Consider the following 15,215-nt stretch of genomic DNA (forward strand, 5'->3'; position numbering starts at 1 on the left):
GAACCGCAAGAGGCTTATTTCAGCAGATCCTGAAGCGTAGCCAGTGTATCGGCGTCTTCGACGGTTTTATCCTGGCGCCAGCGCAGCATCCTTGGGAACCGTACGGCGATCCCGCTTTTGTGGCGCTTGGACAAGGCAATGCCTTCAAAGCCCAATTCAAAGACCAGGGTGGGGGTTACGCTGCTTACCGGGCCGAACTTCTCCACTGTGGTCTTGCGTACGATGCTGTCGACCTGGCGCATTTCTTCATCGGTCAGCCCCGAATACGCCTTGGCGAAGGGCACCAGATTGCGTTCGCGGCTGCCCGGTGGGTTGTCCCATACGGCGAAGGTGTAGTCACTGTACAAGCTGGCGCGGCGGCCATGGCCGCGCTGGGCGTAGATCAACACGGCGTCGACGCTGAACGGGTCGATTTTCCATTTCCACCACACACCCATGTCCTTGGTCCGGCCGACGCCATACAACGCGTTACGGGCCTTGAGCATCATGCCCTCGACACCCAGGCTGCGGGACGCTTCGCGCTGGCGGGCAAGGTCGAGCCAGTCCTGGCCGGTCACGACCGGCGACGGCAACAGGACCGGGCTGTGACATTGGACAATCAGTGCCTCCAGTCGCTCGCGTCGCTCGGCCTGGGGACGGCTGCGCCAATCCTCCCCTTGCCACTCCAGAAGATCGTAGGCCATCACCACCACGGGCGCGTCTTCGAGGACTTTCTTGCTCAAGGTCTTGCGGCCAATACGCTGTTGCAGCAGGGCGAAGGGCTGTACCGATGGTTGCAGGGGGGTATCCGGGTCGAAAGCCTGATCATTGAGCGGCTGCGAAGATTTCCAGACCACGATCTCGCCGTCGATCACCGTGCCATCGGGTAACGCCTGGGCCAGGGGATGAAGCTCGGGGAAGCGTTCGGTCACCAGCTCTTCACCCCGAGACCAGACCCACAAATGGCCGTCGCGCTTGATCACCTGGGATCGGATGCCGTCCCACTTCCATTCCACTTGCCAGTCGCTGGCCGGACCCAGCAGGGTGTCGAACTGTTCCACCGGGGCGGACAACGCATGGGCCAGGAAAAACGGGTAAGGCTGGCCGCCACGTTGGGCATGCTCATCCTCCGATTCGCTCGCGATCAGCTTCAGGTAGCTGTCGGCTGTCGGGCGATGGGACAGGTCGGTGTAACCCACCAGGCGCTGGGCCACCCGTTTGCTGTCCAGCCCTGCCATTGCAGCCAGCGCCCGGGTCACCAGCAGCTTGGACACACCGACCCGGAAGCTGCCCGTGATGAGCTTGATGCAGAGCATCAGGCTCGGCCGATCGAGTTGCGCCCACAGTGCCGGTAGCCGCACCGCCAGTATCTCAGGCGATTCACCGCGCAAGGGCAGCAGTTTTTCTTCGATCCATACCGCCAGGCCTTCGTCGGAACGGTGCGGCGACTCCGGTAGCACCAGCGAGATGGTTTCCGCGAGGTCGCCCACGGCCTGGTAACTTTCCTCGAACAGCCAAAGTGACAACCCGGACACTTGCACTGCCAGTTCCCGAAGGATTTTCACCGGCACTAATTGCCGTGGACGCCCGCCGGACAGGAAGTACACGGCCCAGGCCGCATCCTGGGGTGGGGCCTGGGTGAAGTAGTTCCGCATGGCGGCCAGCTTGGCATTGCTGGACGTGGTCGCATCGAGATCGGCATACAATTCGGCGAAGGCCTTCATGACGCGTCCTCGTCGGGGTGGGACGGGGCGGTGACGAGGTCTTCTTCATCGTCGCCATATTCGGTGGTGAACCCCTGGGCGTCGAGGCCGAGCTCGCACAGGTGCCGCACGAGCACGCCAACCGCCCCATGGGTGACCATGACTCGCTCCGCACCGGTCTGTTCGATGGCCCATAGCAGACCGGGCCAGTCAGCGTGATCGGACAGCACGAATCCCCGGTCCACGCCCCTTCGCCGGCGGGTGCCGCGCAGGCGCATCCAGCCGCTGGCGAACGCATCGCTGTAATCCCCGAAGCGACGCATCCAAGTACTGCCACCGGCCGAGGGCGGGGCGATAACCAGGGCCTGGGCCATGATCGGGTCGTTCTTTTTGATGTCGCCGGCATAAATCGTGGGTGGCAAATACACCCCGGCGTCGCGGTAGACACGGTTCAACGGTTCGACCGCGCCGTGGGCGAGGATCGGCCCGAGGCTTGCGTCAATGCCGTGGAGAATTCGCTGGGCCTTGCCGAAGGAGTAGCAGAACAACACGCTGGCCCGGCCGGCCGCTATGTTGCCGCGCCACCACTGGTTGATTTCATCGAATATCTGCGCCTGGGGCTGCCAGCGATAGATCGGCAGGCCGAAGGTGGATTCGGTGATGAACGTATGACATTTCACCGGTTCGAACGCGGCACACGTGCCGTCGGGTTCCACCTTGTAGTCCCCGGATGCCACCCAGACCTCGCCTTCATATTCCAGCCTCACCTGAGCCGACCCCAACACATGGCCGGCAGGGTGGAAACTCAAGGTCACGCCGTGATGATGAAGGCGTTCGCCGTAGGGCAGTGTTTGCAGGTTGATGTCCTGGCCCAGCCGCGAACGCAGGATGCCTTCGCCGGGGGCCGCGGCCAGGTAATGCTGGTTGCCGCTGCGGGCATGGTCGCCGTGGGCATGGGTGATGACCGAGCGTTCCACTGGTCGCCAGGGGTCGATGTAGAAATCTCCAGGCGGGCAATACAGGCCTTCGGGGCGGGCAATGACAAGATCCATGCAATCACCGGGGCGATGGGCTTGTCAGGTAGAGGTGGGCGCGCGGGGAGAAGTTCTATCGGGTTTGAATACGATGAGGCGTTGGCGTTAACAGTGGCGAGGGAGCGTGCTCCCTCGCCACAACAAGCCTCCCTGCAACGGGGAACGCTTTATTTCCCGGGAGCGAGGGTCAACCGCGTCTTGCCATACGCCCGGTCGAAGTTCTGCGGTTGCAGTGGCAGGCTCTGGTATTGACCCTTGATCCATGGATCGATGCCATTGATGTAGTTCGGGCTGGCCGGGTTGCCTGACTGGCCGATGCCACCTTGGATCAGCAACGGTTCGGGCTGGCCGAAGTCAACGATAAAGCGCGTGGCCGGCGCCTGGGTGGTGTTGAAATCCTGACCCAGGGCGAATGTCGCGGTATTGAGCGTGGTCGCGTCGCCACCGGCCGGCAGCGGGCCGCGCACGGTTTGACCGCCGGCATTCTTCCACTCGTAGCGATGCAATTTGCCCCACTGCCAGGCGTTGTGGTCGCCGCCCAACTGGCTTTCCCCGGCCGTGATGGTGGCTGCCAGGCTGCGGGCCAGGATGATGGCCTTGTCTTCCTTTTGCGCCGTACGCACATCGTCCCAGAACGAACTGTCTTCACGACCGAGCAGATGATCGATCTGAGCCGAGTAGGATAATTGACCGTTGGCGACCAGTGCTTTCCACGCGGGACTGCTTTCCGGGCCCAGTTCGTCGAGGAAGATCTGTTGCATGCTTTGCTGCAGGAACAGTTCATAGATCGCCGCATCGGCGGAGACCGGGCTCAGTCGACCGTCGAATGCCATCAGCCGGGTGTACGCTTCGCGGGCCTTGGCCCGCTCAGCCGTTGGCAATGCCTCGATTGCTTGTTTGAGCGGCAGGGCCATGCCCGGCGCCTCGAAGACTTTCTTGAGTTTGGCCGCGAATGGCGTGGTCTGGTCGTATTGCATCGCGGTCAGGCTGCGGGCGTCATGCTTGCCTGCACCGGCCAGTTCGGCCAGGCGCTCGCGACGCTCCGGTGCGGCCCAGGAGTTGGACAACTGCATGCCGTAGCCGTGGGGAATGACCCGCTGGTTGGCGTTGCCAAGCCAGCCTTGGGCCGGGTCCTGGTCGTAGGGATGTGCCATCGGGTCGGCGTAACCTTCCCAGTCATAGCGACCTTCCCAGCCCGGCGACGGCAGCAGGCCTTCGCCTTCGCGGCGGTTCGGATAGCGACCGGTGACCTGCCAGCCAATGTGGCTGGCGTCGGCAAAGATCAGGTTCGTCGCCAGGGCGCGTATCTCGCGGCTGGCATCGGAGGCTTTCTCGGCATTCTGTGCACGGGACAGGTCGAAGAGTGCGTCGAGGGTCTTGTCGTCGGTCAAGCCCGGCGTCTGCAAGGCCAGACCAAAGCCATTGGCCATTGCGGTGCCTTGGGCGCTGTTGAGCAGCGGGCCATGGCGGGTTTCGAACACGGCTTCCCGGATCGGTCGCTGGCCTTTGACGAAGTAGGTTTCGTTACGCACGCTCACCGGCTGCCATTTACCGTTGACCTCGTAGGACAGGCTGTTGCCCTGGCGTCGGATTTTCTCCAGGAACAGATCCTGGTTGTCCCCCTGCACGCTGGTCATGCTCCAGGCCACCTTGCCGTTGAAACCCGCCAGGATCATCGGGATGCCCGGCACGGAAAGCCCGGCGGCCTGGTACTTGGGTGCGCGGATCTGCACCGGCGCCCACGATGAAGGCGTGCTCAAGGGGCCATGGCTGTCGCTGGCCAGCAGGCTCTTGCCGCTGCGACTGCGTTGCGGGGAGATGACCCAGTCATTCGAAGACCCTGCGCCTGGCAGGTTCAGCGCCGCCAACTGGCTGCTGGCGTTGCTGATTTCGTTCAAGCCCGGGACCTGGCCGTTGAGCCGGATGCCCTGGAGCTTGCCGGCTTCATCCAGGGGCAGTGGTTCGTCCGGATAGGATGGGGTCAGCCAGGCCAGTTTGTCGTTCGTGATCGTCTGGGCCAATACCAGGCTGGCGACTTCTTCCGGCAGGTTGGCGGACTGGCTGAAATTCAGCAGGCAGAACATCAAGGCCGAATCTTCCGGTTTCCAGTACTCGGGCTTGTAGCCCGTGGCGGCCAGGTCCGAAGGCAACTTGTCGCGGTAGCGGAACAGGTAGGCGTTGACGCCTCGGGCATAGACTTCAAAGAAGCGCTTGAGCCGCGGTGACGATGCCTTGTACAGCTCGTCGGCGCTTTTCTTCAGGTTGACGGCTCGCATGTAACGGTCAACGTCCAGCCGCTCGGCCCCGGACATTTCCGACAACCGTCCCTGGGCCAGCAGGCGCAGGGTCACCATCTGGGTGATGCGGTCGCTGGCGTGGACGTAGCCGAGGGCGAACAGCGCGTCATGGAAACTGCTGCTTTCGATCAGCGGCATGCCCATGGCATTGCGCCGGACCGTGACGTTCTGCGCCAGCCCCTTGAGCGGCTGCACGCCTGAGGTGGGCGGGACCGTGTCCTGGGTGTTCCAGGCCTGGCAACCGCTCAAACCGAGCACACCGGCCACCGCGGCGGCAACGCCGAGTCGGGGGAAGAAGAAATTAGAGGCTGGCGAGGCCATGGCAAAGCTCCTGCGGGAGGGGGCACCAAACGAAAGGCGCTACGTTAGTGAGCAGCAGAGGGCCGCGCAAGCGGGGGCAGGGGATATTTACGGATTTGTCGATGAAAGCCCCTCGCTGTGACTTGCCCTCGGGACGAGAGGATGCTCAAGTGTGGCGTTTCAATGACCGCCAGAGAGAAAACCGGCATGGAGCTAAAGAAAGACGCGGCGCTGATGCTCATCGATCAACAAAAAGGCATCCTGCATCCCAGGCTCGGTCCGCGTAACAATCCCGAGGCGGAACTGCGCATGCTTGAGTTGCTTGTGCTCTGGCGACACTCGGCGCGTCCTGTGATCCATGTGCATCACCTGTCCCGCTCGCCGGATTCGGTGTTCTGGCCGGGGCAATCGGGCGTGGAGGTGCAGGAGCGATTCGCGCCGCTTGCCGGAGAATGGCTTATTCAAAAACAGGTACCGGACGCATTCAGCGGCACCCGGCTGGAGGCGGACCTGCGCAGCGTCGGGATCGGGCAATTGGTGGTCGTGGGCGTAGCGACGCATAACTCGGTGGAGTCCACGGCGCGCACGGCCGGCAACCTGGGCTTCGAAACGTGGGTCGTCGAAGACGCATGCTTCACGTTCGACAAGGCCGATTATTTCGGTAACGCCCGTTCGGCGGATGAAGTGCACGCGATGTCACTGGGCAACCTGCATGGAGAGTATGCGACGGTGGTCAGCGCAAGGCTGATTCTGGAAGCAGGCTGATACTGCGGCATTGGCTGCGCCGGCGTCATCGCGGGCAAGCCATGCTCCCACATGCTTATCGCCGATTCTGTGGGAGCGAGCCCTGCTCGCGATGGCGATTCAACTGGAGAACCGTTGAGTCAAGCCCCGTGGCACTTCTTGAATTTCTTGCCATTGCCACATGGGCAAGGGTCGTTGCGGCCTACATCCTTCAGGGCGTTGCGCACCGGTTCCTGGTGGGCGTGGCCGCAGTGCGGGCCATGGACGTGGCCGTGGTCATGATCGTGGTGATGGTCATGGTCGTGATTGCAATCGGGGCCATGGACGTGGGGTTGTTGGGTCATCGGTGTCACTCCGCAATTAAATCGGCGGCGATTATCACGCCATTGCGCTCCAGGTGCACGTAGTGAGCGATGAATAATCCGGTTTCCAGCTCACCTTCCAGACGATAGGGGATCTGCTGCCGGGGTTTCTCGAGCAATTTCACCACCTCCCGCACCTGTGGCCACAGATTGGTCCGGATCGGCACCTTGAAGTAGCCACTGTCTCGCGGGGGCACCGTGAACCAATGTTCGTGCTCGCCGTCGGTCAGCAGCAGGTCCGCGAGATGGATCCGGTACGTCAGGCCTCTCACGGTCAGGTCACTGTCGCCGGGGTTGTCGACCCGAAAGTGCAGCATGAATCGCTGTTCCAGCAACCGCGCACGGATGACTTCGACCTTGACCAGATGCACCTGCGGTTCGGGAGGCTCGTCACCCTGCCAGGAGGCACAACTGCCGAGCCCGATGAAGAGCAGCAGGCAGGCGATGCGTAGCAAGGGGGATGAGTAGGTCATGTCCGCGCCTCTGGTCTATCTGCAGTCTAGCCCGCCGGCGAACGCAAGAGGCATCGGACGATTCCTGTATCAGCGGAAATAGCTCGCGCAGCACTTCTTGAACTTGTGTCCGCTGCCACAAGGGCAGCTGTCGTTGCGTCCGGTCTTGACCGGTACGGTCGGGTCGATGAAATACCAGCGCCCGCCGTTCTGCACGAATGAAGACTGCTCGCGATGGCTGTGTTCCCCCTGACCGTCGTGCCAGCGCGCCGTGAACGTGACAAAGGCGTGTTCCGGTTGGCCGCCGAAGACCTCGCTGCTTTCCACTTCCAGCCCGAGCCAGGTGCTCTTGGCGCTCCATTCGCTCATGGCCTGGCGGTCGAGCCCGTCCTGCTGGGCAGGCAGGGTGGTCGCCACCAGATAATCCACCAGACCGAGCACGTAGGCGCTGTAGCGCGAACGCATCAAGGCTTCGGCGCAGGGCGCCGGGTGACCGTCGTGATAATGGCCGCAGCACGCGTCCAGTGGGTTGCCACTGCCACAGGGGCAGATGGTTGTCTGCAGGCTTATGTTCACAGCTCTACCACCAATATTTTCCAAAGTTTTCCGGGTTGGCCCAAAAGCGTGAGTTGAGCCAGTCCGGGACCTGTTTGTATTCAAGCAGATCGTAGGTGAACAGGGTCAGCACCTGCTCCCCGCGCTGGAACCGCTCGCTGGCCTGCAGGGCCAGGGAAAAGAAGTCTGTTTCCTGCCAGCCACAGGCTTTGAGGTCCGCCAGCACGGCGATACGGCTGGCGTTGAGGTTGCGGATCCCGCCCAGCAGGTTCAGACCGTCGCGCTTGGGCAAATGCTCCAGGCAATCGAGCGCCAGGGCCAGGTCGAAACGTTGCGTGGCGACGTCCGCTGGCAGCGGGCCAGGGGCCGCCAGAACCACTTGGGTATCGGGGTGCGCCTGTTGAAATGCTTGCAGCGCGGGAAAGTCGCTGGCGCCGATCAGCAACAGTTTTCGGGGGGCGTAGCGGTCAAGCACGGCGGCCAGGGCTTGCTGGGGCGTGCGTGGAGAAATGGCAGCGGTCATCGAGATTCCTCAATCAGAGCCCTCACGATAGCCTGCTCAGACCACATGGCCTAGAGCGGTTTGCGCTTAAAAGTGCCGAACGGCCGCAAATGCGAGGCAAACCCTAGGATAGTCAGGTGCTGGCGCGGAACCCGACTCGGGTCTTTACTCCCCTGAATCGGTGCAAAGCCGATTCCTCAAGGAGAAGAACCAATGAACAGCGTTCGGACAGTGTTACCCCTGGTTCTGCTAACCAGTGTGTTGACTGGTTGCGCAGGTTTGCAAAAAACCGACTGGCCGATCTGTGCGGCCACGGGTGGTGTCGTTGGCGCGGGATTGGGCGCCATCGAAAGCAGTTCCTGGATCGGCCCTGGTGCGCTGGTGGCGGGCACTGTGGCGGGCGCCTGGTGTTGGGCTCATGGCGACGGCGACGAAGATGGCGATGGCGTGCCGGACAGCCGCGACAAGTGCCCAGGCACGCCGAAGGGCGTGCAGGTCGATGCCGACGGTTGCCCGCCGCCAGCCCCGGCGCCCGTGGTTGAAGAACCGGTTGTGGTCAGGGAAGAAACCATCGTGATCCGCGATGTGCACTTTGAATTCAACAAGGCCACGTTGACCCCGTCCGACATGGAGACACTGAGCGCCGTTGCGACCCGGCTGAAACAGGAATCATCAACCGTACAACTGCGGGTGACCGGTCATACCGACAGCGTTGGCAGCAATGCCTACAACCAGCGCTTGTCAGAGAAGCGGGCCAATTCAGTGGTCAACTACCTGGTTGAAAGCGGCGTGCCTCGCGCCAGCTTCGTCTCGGTAGCCGGTGCCGGTGAGAGCCAGCCGGTGGCGGACAACAAGACTGCCGACGGGCGAGCCATGAACCGCCGTACGGAAATCAAGATCAACCGTTGAAAGCCCGGTGCGAGGGGGCACGCTCCCTCGCACCGGCAAGCGCTCTTGTCCCCTGGATTAAATTTGCCGCGGCCTCTGGCTTAACCTGTGGGCAAGCCGTTACTGTGCATGCAAAGAATAATTCCCACCGAGGGGCGTATGAAGGTGTTTTGCGGGTTGGGGCGCTTGTTGACCCTGCTGTTCTGGCTGGTGGTGCTGGTCAATCTGGTCCTGCCGTTCGTTTATCCGCTGCACCTGCTGGTCAATCTTGCCGGCGCGCTGTTGCTGGCGGTCCATCTGTTGGAGCTGCTGTTCTTCAGGGCCAGTTTTCGCCACTCGCCCGCGCCTGGCCGTGATTGCCTCAGGGTGTTGCTGTTCGGCATTTTTCACCTGCAAACCCTTCCGACCGCCGCGGAGGCTCCCCATGCGTAAATTGTGTCTGCTCGCTGCACTCGTCTGTCCGTGGGCGTCTGCCCAAGTGCTCCAGGTGGAAAGTCATTCGCTGATGCGCCTGCCCAATACCACCAGCACCCTGACGCTGGAGCGGCTGGAGGTGGCTGATTACGGGACATTGCTGGTGCCCTCGAATGTGACTCAATTGTCGATTGACCAACTGCACCTGGGGCGTGAGGCGCGGATCGCCATCGTGCCGTCGCAGCAGGCGCTGGAGATGAGCGTGACCCAGGCTGAACTGGCCGATGGCAGCCAGATTACTTCCCGTGGTGCGCCAGGGACCTATACGAAGGCAGCGCTGCCGGGGCGCAACCTCAACCTGCGCTTCAATGCCTTGAACGCACCGCTGTTGTCGGTGGATGCCCGCGGTGGTACCGGCGCGCCGGGTTATGTAGGCCTTGACGGCGCCAACGGACAGGCCCCGGGGTGCACCTGGGGTTCGGCGGGGCGCGGTGCCGACGGCAGCAATGGCAGCGATGGCCAGCCTGGCGCGGCCGGCGCTCTGGTGCGCCTCGAACTGCCCCGAGACTACCCGCAGGCGCAGATCAAGGTCGCGGTGGACGGTGGCGCAGGCGGCGCGCCAGGACCGGGCGGAAAACCCGGCGCCGGCGGCAAGGCCAAGGGCTGCCTGGTCTACACCGCCGACGGTGGCAAAAACGGTCGCCCCGGCGCCGATGGCCAGCCCGGGCCTGCCGGCGCTGCGGGTGCGGTGACCGTGCAACGCTTCTAGCCCTTGTGGGAGCGGGCTTGCTCGCGAAGAGGGCGTGTCAGGTTATTCAATATTGACTGATCCACCGTCTTCGCGAGCAAGCCCGCTCCCACAGGTGCGGTGCAACGCCTGATGATACTCAGAACATCGGTCGCGCCGCGCCAAGCGCCACCACCAGCAACCCGATCAACAGATTGATACCCACCAAGCGACGAATCTTGCCCAGCACCGCCGCACCCGCCGGCCAGTCCTGCGCCACCACCGCGTTACGCAACGACGGCAACTGCAAGCCCTGGATGCGGATAAACAACGCCGTCATCACCACATACAACCCCATCATGACCTGCACGTAACGCGGCGCGGTTTCGAAGCCGGCGAAGCGCACATGGATCAAACCTGTGCCGCTGATCGGTAAAATCACCACCGCGACCCAGACCCAAACGAAAAAACGTTGAAACACTTCGACCCACAGCCTGAGCCTGGCAGGACCCTCCAGGGCCGTCACCGCGGCGGGGCGCAGGACCATCCAGGCAAAGAACATCCCGCCGACCCAGGTCAGGGCCGCCAATAAATGCAGGGTGTAGATGAAGGCAAAAAGTGTCATTGAGTTACTCCGTTCTGCGCGGGACTGATTAGCGGGGTATGATAGCCGCCGATCCGAACCACTGAAAATTTATCCAGCGTTTTCCAGCGCCCGACCATTCATGATCAGCACCGAACTCAAAACCACGATCCAGGGCGCCTATTCGCGTTTTCTCGAAGCCAAGAGCCTCAAGCCGCGTTACGGCCAGCGCCTGATGATTGCCGAAGTGGCAAAAGTACTGGGTGACATCGACACCGACGATGAAGGCCGGCGCAATGGCGAGCCTGCCGTCGTGGCGGTGGAGGCGGGCACCGGTACCGGCAAGACCGTCGCCTACAGCCTGGCGGCGATTCCCACCGCCAAGGCTGCCGGGAAGCGCCTGGTGATCGCCACGGCCACGGTCGCCCTGCAGGAGCAGATCGTCTACAAGGACCTGCCCGACCTGATGCGCAACAGCGGATTGAGTTTCAGTTTCGCCCTGGCCAAGGGCCGCGGGCGCTACATGTGCCTGTCCAAGCTGGACATGCTGTTGCAGGAAGGCCAGGCACAGACCGCCACGGCCCAGTTGTTCGAGGAAGAAGGCTTCAAGATCGAGGTCGACGAAGCCAGCCAGAAGCTGTTTACCAGCATGATCGAGAAGCTCGCCGGCAATAAGTGGGACGGCGACCGCGACAGCTGGCCCACCACACTGGAAGATGCCGACTGGGCCCGCCTGACCACCGACCACAGCCAATGCACCAACCGTCATTGCCCGAACTTCGGCCAATGCGCGTTCTACAAGGCTCGTGAAGGCATGGGCAAGGTCGATGTGATCGTCACCAACCACGACATGGTCCTGGCCGACCTGGCCCTGGGGGGCGGCGCCGTGTTGCCGGACCCTCGCGACACGGTGTACGTGTTCGACGAGGGCCACCACTTGCCGGACAAGGCCATCGGGCATTTCGCCCACTACACCCGGTTGCGTTCCACCGCCGACTGGCTGGAAACCACCGCCAAGAACCTCACCAAGCTGCTGGCCCAGCATCCGTTGCCGGGTGATCTGGGCAAGTTCATCGAGCAGGTGCCGGAACTGGCGCGGGAGATCAAGACGAACCAGCAGTTCATGTTCACCGCCTGCGAGCAGATCGCCGACTTCAAACCCGGCGAGGACGTCGAGGGCCGCGAGCGGCCACGGCATCGTTTCGTCGCAGGGATCATCCCCGAGCACATGCGCGAAATGGGCATCGAGCTCAAGAAGGGCTTCGCCCGCCTGACCGACCTGTTCACGCGCCTGACCGACCTGCTCAAGGAAGGCATGGACGGCGAGGTGAACATCGGTATCGCCAGCAACCAGGCCGAGGAGTGGTACCCGTTGTTTGGCAGCCTGCTGTCCCGCTCCCAGGGCAACTGGGAGCTCTGGACGGCGTTCACCACCGAAGATCCGGAAGACAATCCGCCGATGGCGCGGTGGCTGACGCTGGCCGAGAGCGGTTCGCTGTTCGATATCGAGGTCAATGCCAGCCCGATCCTGGCGGCGGACATGTTGCGCCGTAACCTGTGGAACGTGGCCTACGGTGCGCTGGTGACTTCCGCCACGCTGACCGCCCTGGGCACGTTCGATCGCTTTCGCATGCGTGCAGGCCTGCCGAAAACGGCCGTGACCGCCGTGGTCCCGAGTCCCTTCCATCATGCCGACGCGGGCGTGTTGCGCGTACCGGATCTCAGAGCCGATCCACGAGATGCCGCCGCCCACACCGCTGCCATCATTCGTGACCTCCCGGCACTGGTGGAAGGCTCGCGGGGCACCCTGGTGCTGTTTTCCTCGCGCAAGCAGATGCAAGACGTGTTCGACGGTCTCGACCGCGACTGGCGCAAGCAGGTGTTCATCCAGGGCAACCTGTCGAAACAGGAAACCCTGAACAAGCACAAGGCGCGGGTCGATGGCGGGGATTCCAGCGTGCTGTTCGGCCTGGCGAGTTTTGCCGAGGGTGTGGACCTGCCCGGTGCCTACTGCGAGCACGTGGTCATCGCCAAAATCCCGTTCTCGGTCCCGGACGACCCGGTGGAAGCCGCGCTGGCCGAGTGGATCGAAGCTCGCGGTGGTAATCCCTTCATGGAGATCTCGGTACCGGATGCCTCGCTGAAACTGGTCCAGGCCTGTGGCCGTTTGCTACGCACCGAAGAGGACCGCGGCACCATCACCTTGCTCGATCGCCGACTGGTGACCCAGCGCTATGGCAAGGCCATCCTCAACGCGTTGCCGCCGTTCCGGCGGGAAATTTCCTGATGATCACGGCGAATAAACGTTCATGACCAGCCGTCCCATGAAGGTTTTCAAAAAGCTCAATGGCTGAAACAATGCGGCCACGCTAAAAGTCTTTGTTTCAAAGGAGTTGCGAGTGCAGATTCAAGGTCATTATGAACTTCAGTTCGAGGCCGTTCGTGAAGCGTTCGCGGCGTTGTTCGATGATCCTCAGGAGCGCGGCGCGGCGTTGTGCATCCAGGTGGGCGGTCGGACGGTGATCGATCTGTGGGCCGGTACGGCCGACAAGGACGGCCACGAAGCCTGGCACAGCGATACCATCGCGAATCTGTTTTCCTGCACCAAGACCTTTACTGCCGTCACGGCCCTGCAACTGGTGGCCGAGGGCAAATTGCAACTGGACGCCCCGGTCGCCCGGTATTGGCCCGAGTTTGCCGCCGCTGGCAAACAAGCCATCACCTTGCGTCAATTGCTCTGCCATCAGGCCGGCCTGCCGGCGCTGCGTGAGTTGCTGGCGCCCGAGGCGCTGTATGACTGGCAGACCATGGTCGATGCGCTGGCGGCCGAAACGCCCTGGTGGACACCCGGCGAGGGCCATGGCTACGCCGCGATCACCTATGGCTGGCTGGTCGGCGAATTGCTGCGACGGGCGGATGGCCGCGGACCTGGCGAGTCCATCGTGGCCCGGGTTGCCAGGCCGCTGGGCCTGGACTTCCATGTGGGGCTGGCCGATGCGGAGTTTCACCGCGTGGCCCACATCGCACGGGGCAAAGGCAACGTCGGCGATGCCGCCGCACAGCGGCTGTTACAAGTGACGATGCGTGAGCCCACGGCGATGACCACGCGAGCCTTCACCAACCCGCCCTCGATCATGACCAGCACCAACAAACCGGAGTGGCGGCGTATGCAGCAGCCGGCCGCCAACGGCCATGGCAATGCCCGTAGCCTGGCAGGGTTCTACGCTGGCCTGCTGGACGGCAGCCTGCTGGAAGGCGAAATGCTCGATGAGCTGACCCGCCAGCACAGTTTCGGCGACGACAAAACGTTATTGACCCAGACCCGTTTCGGCCTGGGTTGCATGCTCGACCAGCCGGATGTATCGAACGCGACCTACGGCCTGGGGCCACGGGCTTTCGGTCATCCGGGGGCAGGGGGCTCCATCGGCTTTGCCGATCCGGAGCATGACGTGGCGTTCGGTTTTGTGACCAATACGCTTGGCCCTTATGTGCTGATGGACCCGCGCGCGCAGAACCTGGCGAGGGTGCTTGCCACATGTCTATAAAGCTTCTTCGAGAAAGCGGGCACAGGAACCTCGTGTCCTTTTTTGTTTCAAAGCGTCTGTTTATGCGCCCCGAGCAGGGGGCTGTATTTTCATTTACATCATTTTGTGGATATCCAATGTCATCGAATAAAACCCTCGCTCTGGCGCTGTGCTTCGTTGTTACCGGTTGCGCGCAAACTCCACAGAATGATGCCGAGGGAGGTGGTGGCTGGTGGCCATTTGGCTCGTCCGACAAAGTGGCGACCAAGGAAGCGGCGCCTGCGGCTCCCCTGAAGCCGGAGGCCAAGGCTCCTGCCGACGTTGCGAAAGCTGAAACGCAAGGCGGCGGCAAGTGGTGGTGGCCGTTTGGCGATAAGGAGCAGGAAACCGTCAAGGCGGCACCGATGCCCGACCCGAAAATCACCCAGGCCTGGCTCGACGACTACGAGCCGAAGCTGCGCACGGCCATCAAGGACAGCAAGCTCGAGCTTGAGCGTCGCGATAACGTGTTGGTGGTCACCGCACCGGTCGACAGCTCCTTCAACCCGGACCGACCGGCCATGCTGCTGCCGGTGACCCTCGGCCCGTTCACCCGCGTGGCGAAGGTCCTCGAAGCCGACCCGAAAGCGGCCGTGCTGATTCTCGGTCACGCCGATACTTCGGGAGCGGCACCGGCCAACCTGAAACTCAGCCAGGAACGTGCCCAGTCCGTGGCAGCGATTTTCCGTCTCAGCGGTTTGCAGCGTGATCGCCTGATGTTGCGGGGCATGGGCTCTGTAGAGCCGCGTGCTGCCAACGACAGTGTGGAGGGCCGTGCCTTGAACCGTCGTGTGGAGCTGTTGGTTACGCCGCAAAATACCCTGGTCGCACTGCTGGGCAAATACAACATGCCAGCCCCTGCGCCGGTTACGATGGTGGCGGCCCAGGATGTGAAGCCTGCGGTCCCGGTTCCTGCGCCTGTCACCAAGAAGACTACGACTGCGGCTTCCAAAAAAGCTCCGGTCAAGAAGACCCCGGCCAAGGCTCCGGTCAAGGCTCCGGCGAAGAAAGCTCCAGCCAAGAAGGCCACCCCGGCGAAGAAACCCGAACCGGCCAAAGCCGCCACCGATACCAAGAAAGTCGCGGCCGCCGATACCTCCAAGCAGTGATGG

At 62.7% G+C, this 15,215-nt stretch carries 15 protein-coding genes; 7 read left to right on the forward strand and 8 right to left on the reverse strand.

Annotated elements, in window-relative coordinates:
* Positions 1-14 precede the first annotated feature (14 nt).
* The 3 genes from AD666_RS14695 to AD666_RS14705 form a co-directional block, all read right to left on the reverse strand.
* Positions 15-1,703 carry an ATP-dependent DNA ligase gene (locus AD666_RS14695; protein WP_053153001.1) on the reverse strand — a complete coding sequence of 563 codons (1,689 nt, stop codon included), beginning with the start codon at positions 1,701-1,703 and terminating at the stop codon, positions 15-17.
* Positions 1,700-2,734 carry a ligase-associated DNA damage response exonuclease gene (locus tag AD666_RS14700; protein ID WP_053153004.1) on the reverse strand — a complete coding sequence of 345 codons (1,035 nt, stop codon included), beginning with the start codon at positions 2,732-2,734 and terminating at the stop codon, positions 1,700-1,702. Before AD666_RS14700 ends, AD666_RS14695 begins: the two co-directional genes overlap by 4 nt.
* 149 nt (positions 2,735-2,883) lie before the next feature.
* Positions 2,884-5,334 carry a penicillin acylase family protein gene (locus AD666_RS14705; RefSeq protein ID WP_053153007.1) on the reverse strand — a complete coding sequence of 817 codons (2,451 nt, stop codon included), beginning with the start codon at positions 5,332-5,334 and terminating at the stop codon, positions 2,884-2,886.
* Between the two features lie 186 nt (positions 5,335-5,520).
* Here AD666_RS14705 and AD666_RS14710 point away from each other — a divergent pair, with 186 nt between their 5' ends.
* Positions 5,521-6,078 carry a cysteine hydrolase family protein gene (locus tag AD666_RS14710; RefSeq protein ID WP_053153010.1) on the forward strand — a complete coding sequence of 186 codons (558 nt, stop codon included), beginning with the start codon at positions 5,521-5,523 and terminating at the stop codon, positions 6,076-6,078.
* Positions 6,079-6,197: 119 nt separating this feature from the next.
* Here AD666_RS14710 and AD666_RS14715 read toward each other — a convergent pair whose 3' ends face one another.
* The 4 genes from AD666_RS14715 to AD666_RS14730 form a co-directional block, all read right to left on the reverse strand.
* Complete coding sequence (locus AD666_RS14715; RefSeq protein ID WP_053153014.1) at positions 6,198-6,401, reverse strand: SEC-C metal-binding domain-containing protein; 204 nt, start codon at positions 6,399-6,401, stop codon at positions 6,198-6,200.
* 5 nt (positions 6,402-6,406) lie between these two features.
* Entirely contained in the window at positions 6,407-6,892 is a 486-nt protein-coding gene (locus AD666_RS14720; protein WP_053153018.1) for an LEA type 2 family protein, read from the reverse strand.
* A 69-nt stretch (positions 6,893-6,961) separates the two neighbouring features.
* A complete protein-coding gene (locus AD666_RS14725) occupies positions 6,962-7,435 on the reverse strand; it encodes a YchJ family protein (RefSeq protein WP_053153261.1) in 474 nt (157 codons plus the stop codon).
* Between the two features lie 16 nt (positions 7,436-7,451).
* The gene (locus tag AD666_RS14730) at positions 7,452-7,949 is read right to left on the reverse strand and encodes a DUF6231 family protein (protein WP_053153020.1); all 498 of its coding nucleotides are present in this window, start codon (positions 7,947-7,949) and stop codon (positions 7,452-7,454) included.
* 192 nt (positions 7,950-8,141) lie between these two features.
* Here AD666_RS14730 and AD666_RS14735 point away from each other — a divergent pair, with 192 nt between their 5' ends.
* From AD666_RS14735 to AD666_RS14745, 3 genes are all read left to right on the forward strand, one after another.
* Positions 8,142-8,837: an OmpA family protein gene (locus AD666_RS14735; RefSeq protein ID WP_053153027.1), complete on the forward strand. Its 696-nt coding sequence runs from the start codon at positions 8,142-8,144 to the stop codon at positions 8,835-8,837.
* A 138-nt stretch (positions 8,838-8,975) separates the two neighbouring features.
* The gene (locus AD666_RS14740; protein WP_053153033.1) at positions 8,976-9,248 is read left to right on the forward strand and encodes a DUF1145 domain-containing protein; all 273 of its coding nucleotides are present in this window, start codon (positions 8,976-8,978) and stop codon (positions 9,246-9,248) included.
* The gene (locus AD666_RS14745) at positions 9,241-9,999 is read left to right on the forward strand and encodes a hypothetical protein (protein WP_053153036.1); all 759 of its coding nucleotides are present in this window, start codon (positions 9,241-9,243) and stop codon (positions 9,997-9,999) included. The genes AD666_RS14740 and AD666_RS14745 overlap by 8 nt, the downstream gene beginning before the upstream one ends.
* A 118-nt stretch (positions 10,000-10,117) precedes the next feature.
* Here the strand turns inward: AD666_RS14745 and AD666_RS14750 are convergent, their stop codons facing one another.
* Positions 10,118-10,582: a CopD family protein gene (locus AD666_RS14750; RefSeq protein WP_053153039.1), complete on the reverse strand. Its 465-nt coding sequence runs from the start codon at positions 10,580-10,582 to the stop codon at positions 10,118-10,120.
* Positions 10,583-10,682: 100 nt separating this feature from the next.
* On the opposite strand from AD666_RS14750, the gene dinG reads away from it, so the two are divergent.
* The 3 genes from dinG to AD666_RS14765 all read left to right on the forward strand — a co-directional run bounded on the left by dinG (position 10,683) and on the right by AD666_RS14765 (position 15,212).
* Positions 10,683-12,827, forward strand: coding sequence for an ATP-dependent DNA helicase DinG (gene dinG / locus AD666_RS14755; RefSeq protein WP_053153042.1), 2,145 nt, complete (start codon positions 10,683-10,685; stop codon positions 12,825-12,827).
* Between the two features lie 112 nt (positions 12,828-12,939).
* Positions 12,940-14,085: a serine hydrolase domain-containing protein gene (locus AD666_RS14760; RefSeq protein WP_053153044.1), complete on the forward strand. Its 1,146-nt coding sequence runs from the start codon at positions 12,940-12,942 to the stop codon at positions 14,083-14,085.
* A 116-nt stretch (positions 14,086-14,201) separates the two neighbouring features.
* Positions 14,202-15,212 carry an OmpA family protein gene (locus AD666_RS14765; RefSeq protein WP_053153047.1) on the forward strand — a complete coding sequence of 337 codons (1,011 nt, stop codon included), beginning with the start codon at positions 14,202-14,204 and terminating at the stop codon, positions 15,210-15,212.
* The last annotated feature ends 3 nt before the right edge of the window (positions 15,213-15,215 follow it).

Origin of the sequence: Pseudomonas sp. Pf153, from assembly GCF_001269775.1 — a bacterium.
In the GTDB taxonomy this organism is placed as follows: Bacteria; Pseudomonadota; Gammaproteobacteria; order Pseudomonadales; family Pseudomonadaceae; genus Aquipseudomonas; species Aquipseudomonas uvaldensis.

Excerpts from the sequence above, each read along its gene's own strand:
- AD666_RS14745 (WP_053153036.1), top strand. The coding sequence starts at position 9,241 with ATGCGTAAATTGTGTCTGCTCGCTGCACTCGTCTGTCCGTGGGCGTCT.
- AD666_RS14700 (WP_053153004.1), bottom strand. The coding sequence starts at position 2,734 with ATGGATCTTGTCATTGCCCGCCCCGAAGGCCTGTATTGCCCGCCTGGA.
- AD666_RS14730 (WP_053153020.1), bottom strand. The coding sequence starts at position 7,949 with ATGACCGCTGCCATTTCTCCACGCACGCCCCAGCAAGCCCTGGCCGCC.
- dinG (WP_053153042.1), top strand. The coding sequence starts at position 10,683 with ATGATCAGCACCGAACTCAAAACCACGATCCAGGGCGCCTATTCGCGT.
- AD666_RS14705 (WP_053153007.1), bottom strand. The coding sequence starts at position 5,334 with ATGGCCTCGCCAGCCTCTAATTTCTTCTTCCCCCGACTCGGCGTTGCC.
- AD666_RS14720 (WP_053153018.1), bottom strand. The coding sequence starts at position 6,892 with ATGACCTACTCATCCCCCTTGCTACGCATCGCCTGCCTGCTGCTCTTC.
- AD666_RS14765 (WP_053153047.1), top strand. The coding sequence starts at position 14,202 with ATGTCATCGAATAAAACCCTCGCTCTGGCGCTGTGCTTCGTTGTTACC.
- AD666_RS14710 (WP_053153010.1), top strand. The coding sequence starts at position 5,521 with ATGGAGCTAAAGAAAGACGCGGCGCTGATGCTCATCGATCAACAAAAA.
- AD666_RS14740 (WP_053153033.1), top strand. The coding sequence starts at position 8,976 with ATGAAGGTGTTTTGCGGGTTGGGGCGCTTGTTGACCCTGCTGTTCTGG.
- AD666_RS14695 (WP_053153001.1), bottom strand. The coding sequence starts at position 1,703 with ATGAAGGCCTTCGCCGAATTGTATGCCGATCTCGATGCGACCACGTCC.
- AD666_RS14715 (WP_053153014.1), bottom strand. The coding sequence starts at position 6,401 with ATGACCCAACAACCCCACGTCCATGGCCCCGATTGCAATCACGACCAT.
- AD666_RS14750 (WP_053153039.1), bottom strand. The coding sequence starts at position 10,582 with ATGACACTTTTTGCCTTCATCTACACCCTGCATTTATTGGCGGCCCTG.
- AD666_RS14735 (WP_053153027.1), top strand. The coding sequence starts at position 8,142 with ATGAACAGCGTTCGGACAGTGTTACCCCTGGTTCTGCTAACCAGTGTG.